The sequence below is a fragment of the Pseudomonas sp. GV071 genome (assembly GCF_003050835.1).
In the GTDB taxonomy this organism is placed as follows: domain Bacteria; phylum Pseudomonadota; class Gammaproteobacteria; order Pseudomonadales; family Pseudomonadaceae; genus Aquipseudomonas.
The window spans coordinates 92664-109875 of sequence record NZ_QAOJ01000002.1; the positions used below are offsets into that span (position 1 = coordinate 92664).

The window sequence follows — 17212 nt, forward strand, 5'->3', positions numbered from 1 at the left end:
TATCAGGCGCACTGCGCAGCTAAATGATTGACCAGCGTTTCCGCCAGCTCACGCGGGTCGCCGCTGTAGGCGCTGTAGCCACCTTCGCGCAGGCTGTCGGGCATGCTAGCGCAGGCACAGCTTTCGGCACGCTGGGTCCAGATCTCGCCGCCCTGACGACGCACATAGGCGGCGGCGGCGCTGCCGTCGCTGCCCATACCACTGAAGGCGATCACGCCGCTCATGGCACCAAAATGCTGGGCCAGGTTGAGCATCATCTGGTCGATGGACGGGCTGTAGGGTTCTGGCCAGCCGCGGTCGGCAATCTGCATTGCACCGTCGTCGGCAAAGCCGAGTTCGTACTGGATCGGCGCCACCACCACCTCACCGCAGCGCACCGGGTCGCCCTGGCGTGCCGGGTTCACATGCCATTGGCTGTGGCGGCCGACGGCCTGAGGCAAGGTTGCTTCAAAGCTGGCATCGATGTGTTGGGCATAAATAAAACCGATCGGCAGGCCACCGGGCAAGGCATCGAGAAATGCCTTCACCGCCGCAGGGCCACCGAGGGAAGCCGCCAGCAACCACACCTGGCGGGCCGGCGCACCGGCCGCCAATGGCGTGTTGGCCAAGGCGGACGGCAGATCCAGCCGCGCCGGGCGCTGCGCTTCGTCAAACAAGGCCTGCAGGCTGGGGCCCACCGCCTGAGTCGGATCGCCGACCAGACGCTTGAGCTTGCCCACCAGACGCCGTTCCCAGCGCGGGTAGTTTTCCGAATGCCGTTCCGGGGCATGGCCTTCGCCAAACAGCACCGGCACGTTGGCGTGCTCCAGCAGGGTGTCGACCAGCGGCGAGTCGTCCGACTGCGCCAGGTCCACCAGCCACAGGTCGGCTTCGCAGGCGGCCAGGGCTTCGGCGTCGAGACGCGCCGGATCGGTATTGAGCACCACGTTGTAGCCACTGCCAGTCAGCGCCTGCTGCAGCACATGGCGCTGCAGCGAGGTGTCGGCGAGGACGGCGATGCGCGCGGTGACTTTATCGGTCATATGCGTTTAACCGGGTGTTCAGCCACCAGTTTGGTGATGGTTTCCAACAGCAGCGACTCTTGGTACGGCTTGCCGAGGTAGTCATTAACGCCGATGTTCATCGCCCGCTCACGGTGTTTTTCACCGGTACGCGAGGTGATCATGATGATCGGCAGGTCTTTGAGGTTCTCGTCGTGGCGCACCAGGTTGGCCACTTCGAAACCGTCCATGCGCGGCATTTCGATGTCCAGCAGCATGATGTCCGGCTTGTGTTCTTGCAGCAGCGAGATGGCATCCACCCCGTCCTTGGCCGTCAGCACGTTCATGCCGTTACGTTCCAGCAGACGGCTGGTGACCTTACGTACAGTTACCGAGTCGTCGACCACCATCACCAGGGTCGGACGTTCCACTTCCAGCTCGGCTGGCAGCGCGGTACGGCTGACGGAGCGGGTCTGCAACTGGTTGAGCAGGTGCGCGTGGCGAACCCGGATGGTTGCCAGCAGGTCGAGAATCACCACCACGCGACCGTCACCGAGGATGGTGGCGCCGGAAATTCCGTGCACACCGGCGAACTGCGGGCCGAGGCTCTTCACCACGATCTCGCGCGAACCGGCGAGGGAGTCCACTTGCACCGCCACGGCGTGGTCGCTGGAACGCACCAGAATCACCGGCAACGGCAGGCTCTGGCCAACCAGTTTTGGTTGCTGGCCGTTGTTCAGCAGGTCACCCAGGTAACGCAGCTCGTAAGCTTGACCGGCGTATTCGAAACGCGGCGCGTCAGGTGCGTAATAGGCTTCCAGCTCGTACGGCGAAACCCGCACGATACCTTCGATGGTGTTCAACGGAATGGCGTACAGGTCTTCACCGGAAAGCACCATCAGCGCGCGGTTCACCGACACGGTGAACGGCAGGCGGATACGGAAGGTGGTGCCCTCGCCCGGGGTCGATTCGATGCTCATCGAACCGCCCAGTTGCTTCACTTCCGAGTGCACCACGTCCATGCCGACGCCACGGCCGGAGATCTGCGTGACCTTCTCGGCGGTGGAGAAGCCGGCTTCCAGAATGAACTGCAGCACTTCGTAATCGGTCAGGTCCGAACCGGCGTCCATCATGCCGCGCTCGATGGCCTTACGGCGCACCGCTTCAAGCTTGATGCCGCCACCGTCGTCGGCCAGGGTAAGGACGATATCGCCACCCTCACGGCCCAGGCTCAGGCGAATGTTGCCCTGCTCGCTCTTGCCCGCAGCACGACGCACATCGCTCGGCTCGATACCGTGGTCCACCGCGTTACGCAGCATGTGTTCCAGCGGCGCAACGATACGTTCGAGAACGGTACGGTCCATCTCGCCATCGGCGTTGCCGACCACGAAGTCGACCTGCTTGCCCAGCTCACTCGCCACCTGGCGGACGATCCGGCGCAGACGCGGCACCAGACGATCGAACGGCACCATGCGCGTACGCATCAGGCCTTCTTGCAGTTCGGTGTTTACCCGCGCCTGTTGCAGCAACAGGGTTTCCGCATCGCGGTTGCGCGCGGCCAGGGTTTCTTTCAGTTCCAGCAAGTCGGAGGCCGACTCGAACAGCGCACGCGAGAGCTGCTGCAGTTGCGAGTGACGGTCCATTTCCAACGGGTCGAAGTCTTCGTAACCCACACGCTCGGCTTCGAGCTGGATGCGGCTGATGATCTGCGACTGGGTTTCGATGTCGAGGCGGCGCAACTGGTCGCGCACCCGGTCGATGGTCGCTTCCATCTCACCGAGGGTGAAACCGAAGTCACTCACCTGTTGCTCGACGCGACCACGGAAGATCGACGTCTCACCGGCCAGGTTGACCAGGCCTTCGAGCAAGTCCGCCGGCACTTTAACCAGTTCTTGCGGGGCACGGCGCGATGCAGCGTCCAGCGCTGCTTCCTGGGCACGGCGCACGAACGGCAGCACTTTGGCCGCAGCGGGTGCCGAGGAGAACTCACTGGCGGCCACAATCGGGTTGGCCAGGGTGTGCACCGCCGGCAACTTGTTGGCCACCGGGGCTTCTGGCGCCGGCACGTCGTGACGGGCTTCGGCATCGGCCAGATCAGCGGCAATGCTGTCGTTGACCCGCTGACGCAGTTGGTCGAGCTCGCCTTGCAGGCCTTCGAAACCGGACTGCACATCGAGGAACAGGCTTTCCGGCCACGGCGCGCCTTGTTGCTGCGCTTCGGTCAGGTGCTGTTCGAGGTTGTGGGTCAGGTCGCCAAGGGTCTTCTGCCCGGCCAGGCGCGCACCGCCTTTGAGGGTGTGGAGGATGCGCAGCATGTCGTCGACCGCGTCGCCGTCATCGCGCTTTTCTTCCCAACGGCCGATGGCGCTTTCCATGCTTTCCAGCAGGTCGTCGGCCTCTTCCAGGAAGATATCCAGAATGTCGTCGTCTTCAGCGTCGTCCACCGACGGCTCATCAGCCGCGGCGACCAGATGCACGCTGGACGGCATGCTCAGTTGCTCATCGGGGTTGGCGCGGAAGCGTTTGATCGTTTCGATCAGGTCTTCGCCGCTCGGCACGTGGCGCTTGTCGCGCACCGCTTCGAGCATCTCAGCCAGGCGGTCATGGCAGCTTTGCAGCAAGCCGAACAGACCCGGGCTGGCGCGCAGGCGGCCGTCGCCCAAACCTTCGTAGAGGAATTCCAGCTCGTGGGCCAGGTCACCGATTTCGCGGATCTCGGCCATCCGTGCGCCACCCTTGAGGGTGTGCAGGTCACGCTGCAGGGACTCCAGCTCGAGGCTGTTGTCGAGGTCATCTTTCCAACGCTGCAGGGCGGCGCTGGAGCTGTCGATAATGTCGAAACCTTCTTCGAGGAAGATCTCCACCAGTTCCGGGTCGCGCTCGTCATCCAACGCTGTCGGCGCTGGCGCTTCATAGACCACCGGCTCAGGCGCGGTGTAAACAACCGGCTCTGGTTCAGGTTCTGGCGCAACGCTCGGCTCGACTTCAAGGTCGCTCAGCTCGACGCTTTGTGCTTCTGGCGCGAGTTCCTCGAACGTTGGCTCGTCGATCTCCAGCTCAGGCAATGCTGCGTCCAGCTCGAACCCTTCGGCTTCGGGCAACGCGTCGTGCAGTTGTTCAGCACTGAGTTCCGGGGTGGCAGCCACGTCTTCGAAGCTGATCTCTTCCGGGTCCAGCTGGTCTTCGACCGGCTCAACCAGCGGCAGCGCTTCCAGTTCGTCTTCGGCTGCAATCAGCTCGGCTTCGGCGCTCGGCGTTGCACTGGGCAGCTCGAGCTCAACCAACTCCAGTGGTTCTTCGAAGTCGTCGAGAATCACCGCGGCGGCGGACAGGCTCTGCGCACCGCCCTGGCGGAAGCTGCGAATGTCTTGGATCAACGCAGCCGGGTCATGCAGCGGCTGGTTGGCCTGCAACTGGTCGAGCAACACCGCCAGTTTGTCGTGGCTACGCTGCAGCAGCCCGGCGAGTACCGGCGAGTAGCTGTAGCGGCGGTCTACCAGGCCTTCGTAAAGGGTTTCCAGCTCGTGGGCCAGGTCGCCGATGGGGCGAATGGCGGCCATGCGCGCGCCACCTTTGAGGGTGTGCAAATCGCGCAGCAGGGAGGACAGCGCCAGGTTGTTGTCCGGCTCACCGAGCCAACGATCCAGGGCCTGGCCGGAGCTTTCGAGGATATCCACCGCCTCTTCGAGGAAGATTTCCACCATCTCGGCATCCAACGGGTCGGCGTCGACCACCGCTGCCGGTACCGGCTCAGGAGCAGGCGCCAGCGGTTCTGGTGCCGGCTCGATAGCGGCCAGATCTTCGACCGCCGGCAACACGTCGTCCACCTGCAGCTCTTCAATGGCTGGCAGCTCTTCGACGTTCGGCAAGGAATCGAAGGCCGACAGGTCGTACTCGTGCTCAGGCTCGTCGTTGGCCGGCTGGTTGTCCCACTCGGCCATCTGCAGGTCAGAGGTGGCGGCGTCCAGTTCAACGATGTTCAACCCGGCTTCACCGCCAGGGCTCAACAGCGCCAGGGTTTGCGGGTCGAGGGCTTCGCCCAGCAGTTGGCGCAGGGCTTCGACACGTTGCGGCTCGGCAGTCACCTGCAGGCCGGCAGCCACCTGGTCCATCATGCTGATCAACGCTTCGTGGGCGCTTTCGGCCTCACTGAAGAAACGCTCGCTAACGGCCAGGCTGCCTTCTTCGACGGCACCGTAGAGGTCCAGCAAGGCCTCGCACAGCTCATCGATTTGCGGCAGTTCGGCCATCTCGGCGCCACGGCCAAGGGTGGTCAGCTCGTCCAGCAGGGCACTCAGCTCCTGGCGCTCGGACGGGTGCTCACGCCATTTGCGCAGCAGGTCTTCGGCATCCAGGAGGATGTCCATGCCTTCAGAGAGGAAGATACCGATCAGTTGCGGGTCGCGCTGGTCACTGCCTTGCAGGTCCTGACGGGCCGCCTGGGCACTGTCCAAACGTTCCTGGTGCAGCTTGTTGACGCGTTCGAGGAACTCGGCAGCGCCATCAATCGGAGCCAGCGGGCTGGTCTCCAGCTGTTCCAGACCACGACGGAACAATTGCTCGGCGGTATGCAGCAGCTCCGCTTCAGCCAGGTCCATCGGGATCAGGTTGGTCTTGAATTCCTTCGCCAGCTTTTCCAGCGGGGTAGCGATTTCGGCAATCGGCAGAATGCCGGCCATGTGCGCGCTGCCCTTGAGGGTGTGCAAGGCGCGCTGCAGGTTATCGGTGATTTCCTGCGGCAGTTCCTGGGCGCAATCGGCGAGGAAACCGACCAGGGTGTCCAGGTGGGTTTCCGCTTCGTTGCGGAAAATCTCGATCAACTGCGGGTCCAGCGCCTCAACGTCGGCTGCCGCCGAAGCAGCAGGCGCGCTCGCAACAGGTGCGCCCACGGCGTCAGCGACTGGCGCGGGCACCGGGGCTTCAGGTTTTGGGCTCAGTTGGCCTCGCGCCAGGGCATGGGCGGTTGCGGCCAGGGCGTCGACATCATCACGCTGGCGCTGCGCCTTGGCGGCGAACTCGTCGACCAAGGCCGGCATCAGCGCGACCACGTCGGCGATCACTTGCTGCACTTCTTCGCCTGGCTGAATGCTGCGGTCGAGCACCCGGTTGAGCAGGTTTTCGATGGCCCAGCCGAGCTCGCCGATGATCAACGCGCGAACCATGCGACCACTGCCCTTGAGGGTGTGGAAGGCACGACGTACTTCGGCCAGAGCTGTTTTGTTGTCGGTATCTGCGCGCCATTGCGGCAGGTACTCGGCGATGGTTTCCAGCACCTCGCCAACTTCTTCGATAAAGACCTCCAACAGGTCTTCGTCGATCGGTTCTTCACCTTCCGGTGGCGGCAACAGGCTGGGCGGTACGTCCTGGGCAGGCGGGTTGATCGCTTGCACCGGAGCGGCCATGACGTCGGCCATCGACAGCGGTTTTTCTACCGGAGCAGCAACCGGAGCTTCCGGCTCTACGCCCGGCAGGTCGACTTCGGGCAATTCCAGCTCGGCCAGTTCGGCTTCGTTCCAGTCAGCTGGGTTGTCGTTCAAATCTTCGTTCAGGTCGTCGAGGCTCAGCTCTTCGAGGCCGGCGTCTTCCAGCGAGAAGGTCGGGGTTTCCGGCACTTCCTGTTGGAGATCACGTAGCTCCAGGCTGTTGTCGAGGTTCCACTCGGTAGCCGTTTCGCTGACGGTCAGCGGCTCGTCGTTGAGGTCCAGGCTCGGCAATGCTGAGAGATCCTGCACCTCGTCAAATGCGCTCAACTCGACCACGTCGCCCGGCGCAGCGGGCAGCTCTTCCAGGGTCCAGCTGTCTTCAAGACTCAGCAGCTCGTCACCGTCGGCGGCGAGCGGCTCGGCGCTTTGCAGCTCGCCGAACTCCAGGCTCAGTTCGCTTTCATCAGCGGGCTGGGGGACTGGCAGATCGTCGAGGGAGAATTCGATGCCACCCACGTCACCGCTGTCAGCCACAGGCTGGGTGTCAGCGACCGGCAGGTCCTCGAGGCTGAAGCTTTCTTCGATCACGCCGAAGTCGGATTCGAACGACGATGGCTCGGCTTCAAAGGCAGGCTCAGCAGCCACTTCAGGCTCGTCGGCCAGCACTTCGATCTCGTGCATCGGGTCGGCCAGCGGCGCGAAGGTTTCCGCCTCAGGCTCAACGCGATCAAGGATCGACGGCTTTTCTTTCAGCGGGTAACCCAGGGTTTCCAGGCTTTCCTCGGCGACGTCGAGAATCAGGTCGCCTTGGGCAGCGTGGTCTTCACTCAGGCGCTCGAGGTAGTACTCGACGCTGGTGATGGCGTCGGCCAGGGTGTCCAGGCTCTGCCAGTTCGGCACGGCTTTGCGCGCCAGCAGTTGTTCCTGGATATAACGGTTGCAGGCCTGCAGCAAGGCTGCGGCACGCTCCAGCGGAATCATCGCCAGGCCACCACGGGCCTGGGTCAGCAGCTCTGGCACGCGGGCCAGGTGCTCGTGGTTCCACTGCGAGGCAATGAATTCGATGATCGCGTCTTTGGCCTGTTCCAGGCCGTTACGCGCTTCCTTGATCACCAACTGGTGGATCTGGCCGACGTCGGTGGTCGGCAGGTGGCTTTCCTCGCGGCGGCCATCGTCGGCGGGGCCGACCATGCCGGCCAGGGTGGCCTCTACATACAGCAGGGCACCGGCAACATCCATCAGCACCGCATCGCTTGGCTCACGCTGGCCGAGGGACAGGCCATGGACCACGTCGATCTGGTCGAGGATAACTTTGCGCGGCTGGCCGAAACCCAATACCGCCAGGGTGTCGGCGATCTGCTTGAGCGGGGCCAACTGGCTGTCGAGCTCGGCCACCTTGCTACGGTCGCTGCGCACGAACAGATCAAGGCTGTCTTTGACCCGCACCAACTCTTCGCACAGGGCAGCAACCACCGAACGCATGGCGTCACGGTCAGGGCCGGCCAGGCGAGCGCGCTCTTCGTCGACGATATCGTCGTCGGGCAGCGCTTCATCAAGGCGGTACTGTTCCTTCAGATGGCGGATGCGTGGCGATTGGGTGGTGGACTTGGCGACGTAGAACAGCAGGTTCTTGGTCAGCTCATCCGGCGCCGCCTGGTTGATGCCGTCGGCACCTTGTTCCAGCAGGCGCTTGAGTTCTTTGTCGACCTGGCGCAGCAGGGTGCGCACGGACGCGCCGTTGAGCACGCTGCCGTTGGACAGGCCTTCAACAATGCCCGACGCGATTTGCCACAGCGGGCCCAGCGGGGCGTCTTTGCACAGCACTTCAAGGCGGGCGAAAACACGCGCCATGTAGCCGAGGTTGGTGCCCAGGTCCTGGTTGCGGATCACCCCGATCAGGGCCATCTGCAACATCTGCCGCAGTTTGCGCAGCAGTACCGGCAGTTCGGCGGTACGCAGTTGTGCCAGGGAATCAGCCGACAACGCCGGCTGACGCACGGTCATGTCCGGGGAGAACAGGCTGGTTTCCGACAGGAGTTTTTCGCCACGGGCCGAACGCAGGTCGTTCAGTAGCGGCAACACCACCATCGGCAGGTCGCGGCGGGCAGTCTGAATGCGGTCGAGGTAAACCGGCAGTTGCAGAATGGCCTGCATCAGCACTTCCAGAGCTTCGCCCTGGTTGCTCACGCGGTTTTCCATCAACGCCTGGGCGAGGTGTTCCATCTCTTCGGCGAGCAAGGCTGCGCCGTAGAACTCCACCATCTGCAGAGTGCCGTGTACCTGGTGCGCATAGGTCAGGCAGAAACGCATGCGCGTCGAGTCCTCGGGGTTCTCAACGAACGCCTCAAGGGCCTGCCGTGCCTGTTTCAGGGTTTCTGCGATCTCGCCTTTAACCCACTCCAGGGCGACATAATCGTGCCGATCACCCATAGCAACTCCACTCATAAACCGCACGTTACCCCTTTCGGGTAAAAGCCAGCACTCGCTCGTCGGCCACCGGCTCCAGGTCCGGGTGCTGCCAACCGACCACTTCACCGACACCGACTACCAACAGACCACCGGGCGCAAGGCGTTCAGCCAGGCGGTTGAGGATCTCGCGGCGACGCCAGCGACGAAAATAGATCAGCAAGTTCTGACAGAAAATGACATCCATGCCGGCCATCGGCGCTTTCGCCAACTCCAGCACGTTGAGCCTGGCCACGCACACACGCGCCGCCAGACTCGGTATTACTTTCAAACGACCATCGTCCTGCGCGTCGAAGTAGCGCTCGCACAGGTCTATATCCATCTGCTCGAACTTGCGCGCGGCGTATTCGGCCTCTCGCGCCTTGCTCAGGGCATTCATGCTGATATCGGTACCGGTCACACCGAAGTGGTCGGGCATCTCGCTATCACGCAACACCTCCGCGGCACTGATCGCCAGGGAGTACGGTTCTTCACCACTGGAGCAACCCACACTCCACAGCGCCCACGGCTGCTCGCCGGGTTGGGCGCGCGCCAGGCGCAGCGCCAGGTATTGCTCAAGCACTTCGAACGAAGGGCGATGGCGGAAAAAACGGGTTTCTTGAACGGTCAAACGATCCAGCAGGGTCGACCACTCCACCGCGCCACGCGGACCATCGGTAACTTGCCGGTAATAGCTGGCATAGTCCGGCACCTCCAGCTCACGCATGCGCGCGCTGAGGTTGGTCTGCAAAAAAGCCTGGCGCTGTTCGTTGATCACCACGCCGGTGCGCTCTTCGAGCAGCGCTTGCCAGTCGTGGAATTCCGCCGGTGTCATGTCCACGAGAGGCTTGAGAGACCAAGCCCCACCCGGCGCCCCGCTCGGTTGCATGCCGTCGCCCTCGCTCATGGCCCAGTGGCGATGACCCTAACAGGTCATCGCGCTCCCCTCGATCAGGCCTGGTCCGCTGCTTCTGGCAGGGTAAAACCAGAAACCGAACGACGCATCTCACTGGCCATCTTGGCCAGGTTACCAATGCTCTTGGCGGTAGCGGTGGTACCCGAGGACGTCTGCGAGGTGATCTCCTGGATCACGTTCATGGTGTTGGAGATATGGCCAGCGGAGGAGGCTTGCTGACGGGCGGCGTTGGAGATGTTCTGGATCAAGGCCGCGAGGGTCTTGGATACCTTTTCAATCTCTTCCAGTGCCACACCGGCGTCTTGCGCCAGGCGCGCACCGCGCACTACTTCGGAAGTGGTCTGCTCCATGGAGATAACCGCTTCGTTGGTGTCGGTCTGAATCGTTTTAACCAGCGCCTCGATCTGCTTGGTTGCAGCGGAGGAACGTTCTGCGAGGCGTTGTACCTCGTCCGCTACCACGGCGAAGCCTCGACCGGCGTCACCAGCCATGGAGGCCTGGATCGCGGCGTTCAGTGCGAGGATGTTCGTTTGGTCGGCGATGTCGTTAATCAGGCTAACGATGTCACCGATCTCCTGGGACGATTCACCGAGACGTTTAATACGTTTCGAGGTGTCCTGGATCTGCTCACGGATGTTATCCATGCCGGTGATGGTGTTATGCACCACCTCGTTACCCTTGTTGGCGATGGCTACGGAACGTTCTGCTACCGCGGACGATTCCGAGGCGTTCGCCGATACCTGGTCAATGGACACGGCCATTTCGTTGATCGCCGCCGATGCACCGGCAATTTCTTGCGCTTGGTGTTCGGATGCTTCGGCCAGGTGCATTGCCGTTGCCTGCGTTTCCTGGGCGGCGGCGGCCACCTGTACGGCAGTCAAGTTGATCGTGGCTACCAGGTCGCGCAGTTGGTCGATCGAGTAGTTGATCGAGTCAGCGATGGCGCCGGTGAAGTCTTCGGTTACGGTCGCGGCTACGGTCAAGTCACCGTCCGCGAGGTCGGCGATTTCATCGAGCAGTCGCAGAATCGCCGCCTGGTTACGTTCGTTTTTCTCGGCGGTTTCAGCCAATCGGCTGCGGGTGCTCTGGACCATTACCAGACCGATCAGAACGATCGAGGCGATGGCCAGCAGGCCCAGTACATAACCGGCCAGGGTGTTCATCGAACGCGAACCGACCAGGTTTTCGAAACCGGAAGCCAGTTGCGAGGCCTTGTCCAACAGGGTCTGCGAAACGGTGAAGATGCTGCTGGCCGATTCACGTACCTGGAACAGTTCAGGCGAGGTTTCGAGAATCTCGTCCACCGAACCGGAGACGAATTCGAACAGCTCGGAAATCTCGGACAGACGCTCCAGGGCTTCCTGGTCGCTGACCTTGGTGATCTTCATGGCAGCGTTGCCTTCGATCATCGCTTTAAGTACGCGACCGAACAGGCTGGCGTCACGACCGAACATGTCGGCGGCTTGTACCGAGTCTTCGTCACCGGCCAGTACCTTGTTCACCGAACCGAGGATACGTTCGGCCAACAGCGACTGACGCTGGGCAACCGATACCTGGGCAGCGGTCGCACCGCTTTCCAGCAGAATGTCGACGACCTCTTCGTACTCCACCTGCAGTTGCGGAATGGTTTCGGCCAGTGTGGCGGCTACCTGGTGCAGGGACAGTACGGTTTGTTCGCTGGCGAGAATGGCGTCGGCGTTTTTACGCAGGCTGTCCCAGTCTTGCTGCACCGCGTCCATTTCTGGTTTGACGATGGCTGGCGCAGGCGGCAGGCCGGTGGTGTTGTCACCACTGACCAGGAAGCTCCAACGCTTTTCGAAGTCGTTGCGCGCGTCTTTCAACAGGGCGAAGGCCTCTGTCTTACCCGCGGCCGCTTCCGTGGCGTTCTTCGCAATACGCTGGGACAGTACACGCAGCTCACCGGAGTGGCTGATGTATTCCTTGTCGTAGTTCGACTGGGTGTTGATGTAGGCGAAGTTGGCGAAGAGCAACACGATCGAAACGATCAGGACGATAAACAGTCCCGCGATCAACGAGCTACTACGCACTCCAGCCAATAGATTGCCTGCGTTCAATTTTTTCATTATTTGGCCCCCGCCTGGACCCACCGCACTACGTTTTCCCGTGTAACGCCAAAGGGCCGGCAAATGCCGACCCAACCTAATCAATCAGAACGCAACGTCGAGGAAGCCCGGATGTTGTGCCAGTGCGTGAGGACTGAACACAAGCCAAGGCTGTTCGCGTTGAAAAACCCCATGTATGAAGGGCTCAATAGCCGCTTCGAGCGCTGGCAACTGCTCGGTAAAGCTGTCCACCGGGAAGTGCTGCATACCAAACACTTCATCGACGGTCAGGCCAGCGAAAACATCTTGATGGTCTACGACCAGCACCCGCCGCTGCTTGCGCAAAGGCGAGAGCTCGGTACCGAAGTAGCCACACATATCCATTACCGGCAGCAAGCGTCCACGTACGTTGGCTACACCCTTGACCCAGCTTTTCACGCCAGGCAACAAGGTGAACCGTGGTTCGTGCAGCACTTCGCCGATTTCACCCATCGGTGCTACGAACAGGCGCTCGCCCATGCGAAAGCCGATTCCACTCCAGGTCTGCACCACGGCCCGCTGCGACGGCAAGCCGGCAGCCAGCAGTCGACAACGCTGGTCGATTTCGAGGAGGAGCTGAAAGGGAGTCTGTACATCCGACATGTCGGCCTGAACCTTCTAGTTTTTATGTGCGTGGTGGCGGCTTAGCCCGCCAGCACCGCATTCAAGGTTTTCAGCAGCGTGTCTTCGTCCACCGGTTTGGTCAGGTAGTCGCGCGCGCCCTGGCGCTTGCCCCAGACCTTATCGGTTTCCTGGTCTTTAGTGGTGACGATAATCACCGGAATGTGATTGGTATCAGCATCTTTGGTGAGTTGACGGGTGGCCTGGAAGCCATTGAGGCCCGGCATCACGATATCCATCAACACTGCGTCGGGCTTTTCCTGACGGGCAAGTGCCACGCCATCAGCGCCGTTTTCCGCCTTGAGTACCTGGTGACCGTGCTTTTCGAGCATGGCGGTCAGCTTGTACATCTCGGTGGGGGAGTCATCAACAATCAGAATGCGAGCCATGGTGTATCCCTATGGAAGTTTGCGTCACCGCCCTAGCGGTCGAACGTCAAGATGCTTGTTCCACCGGGGTGAAATCTGGGACATGGGCCTTGATGGCGCCGAGCAGCTCTTCCTTACTAAAAGGTTTGGTGAGGTACTGATCGGAACCCACGATACGGCCCTTGGCCTTATCGAACAGACCGTCCTTAGAGGACAACATGATTACCGGGGTGGACTTGAAAGCACTGTTATTTTTGATCAGGGCGCAGGTCTGATAGCCATCTAACCGCGGCATCATGATGTCGACAAAAATGATATTGGGGTGTGTATCAGCGATCTTCGCCAGCGCGTCGAAACCATCGACGGCCGTGATCACCTCACAACCCACCTTTTTCAGCAGGGTCTCAGCAGTGCGACGAATCGTTTTCGAATCGTCGATGACCATGACCCTTAATCCTTCGGAATGCTGTTCCATGTTCGCCCTACCATCGCCTCGATGAGTCGTTATTTTTCTACGTTTTCAGTGCGCCTGAGGCCTACCAGCTACGGGCTGCGACCCAATCGTAGGCCTTTTTAGCACACTCTCTAGAAGCAATCTATAAGCCCCAGAAGCGTAAGGTTTTTCCTTGACCGAAGTGGTCGCCAGCGCCACTCTGCCGCCACACAGTCTAGTCGCGACACATTTCAGCTGTCGCATTCGTTTTGCGGAGGATTCACCCCATGAGCGTTCGCCTCGGCATAGTCATGGACCCAATTGCGGGCATTTCCTATAAGAAGGACAGCTCGTTGGCCATGCTACTGGCCGCTCAGGCCCGTGGTTGGTCATTGTTCTATATGGAACAGCACGATCTGTACCAGGTCGCCGGAGTTGCCAAGGCGCGCATGCGCCCCCTTAAAGTTTTCGCTGATCCGCAACACTGGTTCGAGCTGGGCGATGAAGCTGACGCGCCTCTGACCGAACTGGATGTGATCCTGATGCGCAAGGATCCGCCCTTCGATATGGAGTTTGTCTACAGCACCTACCTGCTGGAGCAAGCCGAGCGCGCCGGGGTGTTGATCGTCAACCGCCCCCAGAGCCTGCGCGACTGCAACGAAAAGTTGTTTGCCACGCAATTCCCGCACTGCACGCCGCCGACACTGGTCAGCCGCCGCGCCGATATTCTGCGCGAGTTTGCCAAAGAGCACCGTGACATCATTCTCAAACCCTTGGATGGCATGGGCGGAACCTCGATCTTTCGCCACCGCGAAGGCGACCCGAACCTGTCGGTGATCCTCGAGACCCTGACCAACCTCGGCCAGCAGCAGATCATGGCGCAGGCTTACCTGCCGGCGATCAAGGACGGCGACAAACGCATCCTGATGATCAATGGCGAGCCGGTGCCTTACTGCCTGGCACGCATTCCGGCAGCCGGCGAGACCCGTGGCAACCTCGCCGCCGGTGGCCGCGGCGAAGCCCGCCCACTGACCGAGCGTGACCGCTGGATCGCTGCCCAAGTCGGCCCGACCCTGCGCGAGAAGGGCCTGCTGTTCGTTGGCCTGGACGTGATCGGCGACTACCTGACGGAAATCAACGTCACCAGCCCGACCTGCATCCGTGAAATCGACAATGCCTTCAACACCGGCATCGGCGAGCAACTGATGGCCGCCATCGCCGCGCAACTCGACGCCCGCTAAGGCTTCGGCCGCTTTGCTATGCCTGGCAATAAAAACCGGCGTAGCAGAGCGGCACGAGACCCACAGCGCAGAAATGCCCAGTGCGTCACCAAGGCGCGTAGTGCTTCATGGACTTTTGCCTGAGCCCTCGGCAGACTGCGCGGCAACCTGAACCGACCCCATTTGTGCGATGAACTCACCCGCCCTTCCGCCCGAACTCGCTGATTACGGCGTCCGCCCTGCGGACAGGCTGGGCTTTACCCTGTTCCTCGCCGCCGCCCTGCACGCGGCACTGATTCTCGGCGTCAGCTTCACCCTGGTGCCACCCAGCCAGATCAGCAAGACCCTGGAAATCACCCTGTCGACGTTCAAGAGCAAGGAGGCGCCCAAAGAGGCGGACTACCTGGCTCAGGACAACCAGCAAGGCAGCGGCACCCTGGATAAAAAAGCGGCGCCAAAAACCACCGAACAGGCGCTGTTCCAGGACAAAGAAGTCAAACGCATCACCCTGCCCACCGCTCCGGCACCCGCCACCAAGCAGGAAGCGCCGAAGGCGGCGGTGGCCACCACTGCACCCAAGCAGCAGAAAACCCCGGTCAAACGCGAAGAAGCCAAGCCGCAGCCCGATGCCCGCAAGGCCCCGGCCTTTGATAGCGAACAGCTGTCGGCGGAGATCTCCGGCCTGGAAGCCGAGCTCGCCCAGGAACAACAGCTATACGCCAAGCGGCCGAAAATCCACCGTTTGAACGCTGCCTCGACCATGCGCGACAAGGGCGCCTGGTACAAAGACGAGTGGCGCAAGAAGGTCGAGCGCGTCGGCAACCTCAATTACCCGGACGAAGCCCGCCGCCAGCGCATCTACGGCAGCCTGCGTCTGCTGGTATCGATCAACCGCGACGGCAGCCTGTATGAAGTTCAGGTGCTGGAGTCGTCCGGCCAGCCGCTGCTGGACCAGGCGGCGCTGCGCATCGTGCGGCTGGCAGCGCCGTTCTCGCCGTTCACCGGCGACCTGTCGGACATCGATCGCCTGGAAATCATCCGCACCTGGCGCTTCGAGCGCGGCGACAAGCTGTCGAGCAAGTAGCCGGCACCAGCAATTGGCCCGCTCGGCTTGTCAGGGCCACCAACCAGCGGCGACACTACGCGCCATGAAAGACGCCAACCCCAGCTACCTGAAAAACCACTTTCTGATTGCCATGCCGCACATGGCCGATCCGAACTTCGCGCAGACCGTCACTTTCCTCATCGAGCACAACGCAGAAGGCGCCATGGGCCTGGTAATCAACCGCCCCAACGGCCTGAACCTCGCCGACGTGCTCGAGCAACTGCGCCCCGACACCCTGCCGCCCGCCCTCTGCCAGAGCCTGCCGATCTTTTCCGGCGGCCCGGTGCAGACCGATCGCGGTTTTGTTCTGCACCCGACCGGCCTGCAATTCCAAGCCACCCTGGAGCTCGGCGAGTTGGCACTCTCCACGTCGCAAGACGTGCTGTTCGCCATCGCCGACGGCCATGGCCCGGACAAACACGTGATCGCCCTCGGCTATGCCGGCTGGGAAGCCGGCCAGTTGGAAGACGAGCTGATCAGCAACACCTGGCTGACCTGCCCAGCCGACGCGCACATCCTCTTTGACGTGCCTTACGACCAGCGGCTGGCGGCTGCCGCTGCGCGCCTGGGGGTCAACCTCAGCCTGCTGACTTCACAAGCCGGGCACGCCTGATGGCCGACAAACCCCTGCGCCTGCTGCTGGGCTTCGATTACGGCACCAAGCAGATCGGCGTCGCCGTCGGCCAGGTGATCACCGGCCAGGCCCGCGAGCTGTGCGTACTAAAAGCGCAAAACGGCGTACCGGACTGGCAGAAAGTCGAAGCCCTAGTGCGCGAATGGCAGCCGGACGCCATTGTCGTCGGCCTGCCGCTGAACATGGACGGCAGCCCCAGCGAAATGAGCGAGCGCGCGGAAAAATTCGCCCGCCGCCTCAATGGCCGCTTCAACCTGCCGGTGCACACCCACGACGAACGCCTGACCACTTACGCCGCCAAAGGCGAGCGCCTGCAACAAGGCCAACGCGGCGGCTACAAAGACAATCCGGTGGACGCCCTCGCCGCCGCGCTGCTGCTCGAAGGCTGGCTGGCCGAACACAGCGGCGCCTGACGTTCTGCGTTTTTGCGATTCAAGGAGAGACCATGAAGCTACCCAACCCCGCCGAGCTGCTGCCACAAATGGCCGCCGCGCTGACCGAGCACCTGGCCAAGCGGCAGATCAGTGAGCCACGTTTCATCGGTATTCACACCGGCGGCGTGTGGGTCGCTCAGGCCCTGCTGAAAGAGCTGGCACGCGACACCGAGCTGGGCATTCTCGACGTTTCGTTCTATCGCGATGACTTCACCCAGAACGGCCTGCACCCGCAAGTGCGCCCCTCGGCGCTGCCTTTCGAAATCGAAGGCCAGCACCTGGTGCTGGTGGATGACGTGCTGATGAGCGGGCGCACCATCCGCGCCGCGCTCAATGAGCTGTTCGACTACGGCCGCCCGGCCAGCGTGACCCTGGTCAGCCTGCTCGACCTCAACTCGCGCGAACTGCCGATTCGTCCGGATGTGGTCGGCGCCACCCTGGAGCTTGCGCCCAACGAGCGGGTAAAATTGCTCGGCCCTGCGCCGCTCACCCTTGAGCACCAGGCTCCCGCCTCCGCCGCCCACTGAGACT

General features: G+C 62.0%; 12 protein-coding genes. 5 read left to right on the top strand and 7 right to left on the bottom strand.

The window, feature by feature from the left end:
* Positions 1-2: 2 nt before the first annotated feature.
* The 7 genes from C8K61_RS04345 to pilG form a co-directional block, all read right to left on the bottom strand.
* Positions 3-1022: a chemotaxis protein CheB gene (locus tag C8K61_RS04345; RefSeq protein ID WP_108094976.1), complete on the bottom strand. Its 1020-nt coding sequence runs from the start codon at positions 1020-1022 to the stop codon at positions 3-5.
* Positions 1019-8833 carry an Hpt domain-containing protein gene (locus tag C8K61_RS04350; RefSeq protein ID WP_108094977.1) on the bottom strand — a complete coding sequence of 2605 codons (7815 nt, stop codon included), beginning with the start codon at positions 8831-8833 and terminating at the stop codon, positions 1019-1021. The genes C8K61_RS04345 and C8K61_RS04350 overlap by 4 nt, the downstream gene beginning before the upstream one ends.
* A gap of 25 nt (positions 8834-8858) precedes the next feature.
* Positions 8859-9755 carry a protein-glutamate O-methyltransferase CheR gene (locus tag C8K61_RS04355; RefSeq protein ID WP_371919967.1) on the bottom strand — a complete coding sequence of 299 codons (897 nt, stop codon included), beginning with the start codon at positions 9753-9755 and terminating at the stop codon, positions 8859-8861.
* A gap of 44 nt (positions 9756-9799) precedes the next feature.
* Positions 9800-11848 (bottom strand): methyl-accepting chemotaxis protein, encoded by a 2049-nt coding sequence (locus C8K61_RS04360; RefSeq protein WP_108094978.1) that lies wholly within the window; start codon positions 11846-11848, stop codon positions 9800-9802.
* An 84-nt stretch (positions 11849-11932) separates the two neighbouring features.
* A complete protein-coding gene (locus C8K61_RS04365; RefSeq protein WP_108094979.1) occupies positions 11933-12469 on the bottom strand; it encodes a chemotaxis protein CheW in 537 nt (178 codons plus the stop codon).
* A 41-nt stretch (positions 12470-12510) separates the two neighbouring features.
* Positions 12511-12876, bottom strand: a complete 366-nt coding sequence (gene pilH / locus C8K61_RS04370; RefSeq protein WP_108094980.1) for a twitching motility response regulator PilH — start codon at positions 12874-12876, stop codon at positions 12511-12513.
* A gap of 46 nt (positions 12877-12922) precedes the next feature.
* Positions 12923-13330 carry a twitching motility response regulator PilG gene (pilG, locus tag C8K61_RS04375; RefSeq protein WP_108094981.1) on the bottom strand — a complete coding sequence of 136 codons (408 nt, stop codon included), beginning with the start codon at positions 13328-13330 and terminating at the stop codon, positions 12923-12925.
* Positions 13331-13575: 245 nt separating this feature from the next.
* Between pilG and gshB the strand changes: the two genes are divergently transcribed.
* From gshB to pyrR, 5 genes are all read left to right on the top strand, one after another.
* A complete protein-coding gene (gene gshB / locus C8K61_RS04380; RefSeq protein WP_108094982.1) occupies positions 13576-14529 on the top strand; it encodes a glutathione synthase in 954 nt (317 codons plus the stop codon).
* A 169-nt stretch (positions 14530-14698) separates the two neighbouring features.
* Positions 14699-15592 (top strand): energy transducer TonB, encoded by an 894-nt coding sequence (locus C8K61_RS04385; RefSeq protein WP_108094983.1) that lies wholly within the window; start codon positions 14699-14701, stop codon positions 15590-15592.
* 64 nt (positions 15593-15656) lie between these two features.
* Positions 15657-16226: a YqgE/AlgH family protein gene (locus C8K61_RS04390; RefSeq protein ID WP_108094984.1), complete on the top strand. Its 570-nt coding sequence runs from the start codon at positions 15657-15659 to the stop codon at positions 16224-16226.
* The gene (gene ruvX / locus C8K61_RS04395) at positions 16223-16660 is read left to right on the top strand and encodes a Holliday junction resolvase RuvX (RefSeq protein WP_108094985.1); all 438 of its coding nucleotides are present in this window, start codon (positions 16223-16225) and stop codon (positions 16658-16660) included. Before C8K61_RS04390 ends, ruvX begins: the two co-directional genes overlap by 4 nt.
* A 32-nt stretch (positions 16661-16692) precedes the next feature.
* A complete protein-coding gene (gene pyrR / locus C8K61_RS04400; protein WP_108094986.1) occupies positions 16693-17208 on the top strand; it encodes a bifunctional pyr operon transcriptional regulator/uracil phosphoribosyltransferase PyrR in 516 nt (171 codons plus the stop codon).
* The last annotated feature ends 4 nt before the right edge of the window (positions 17209-17212 follow it).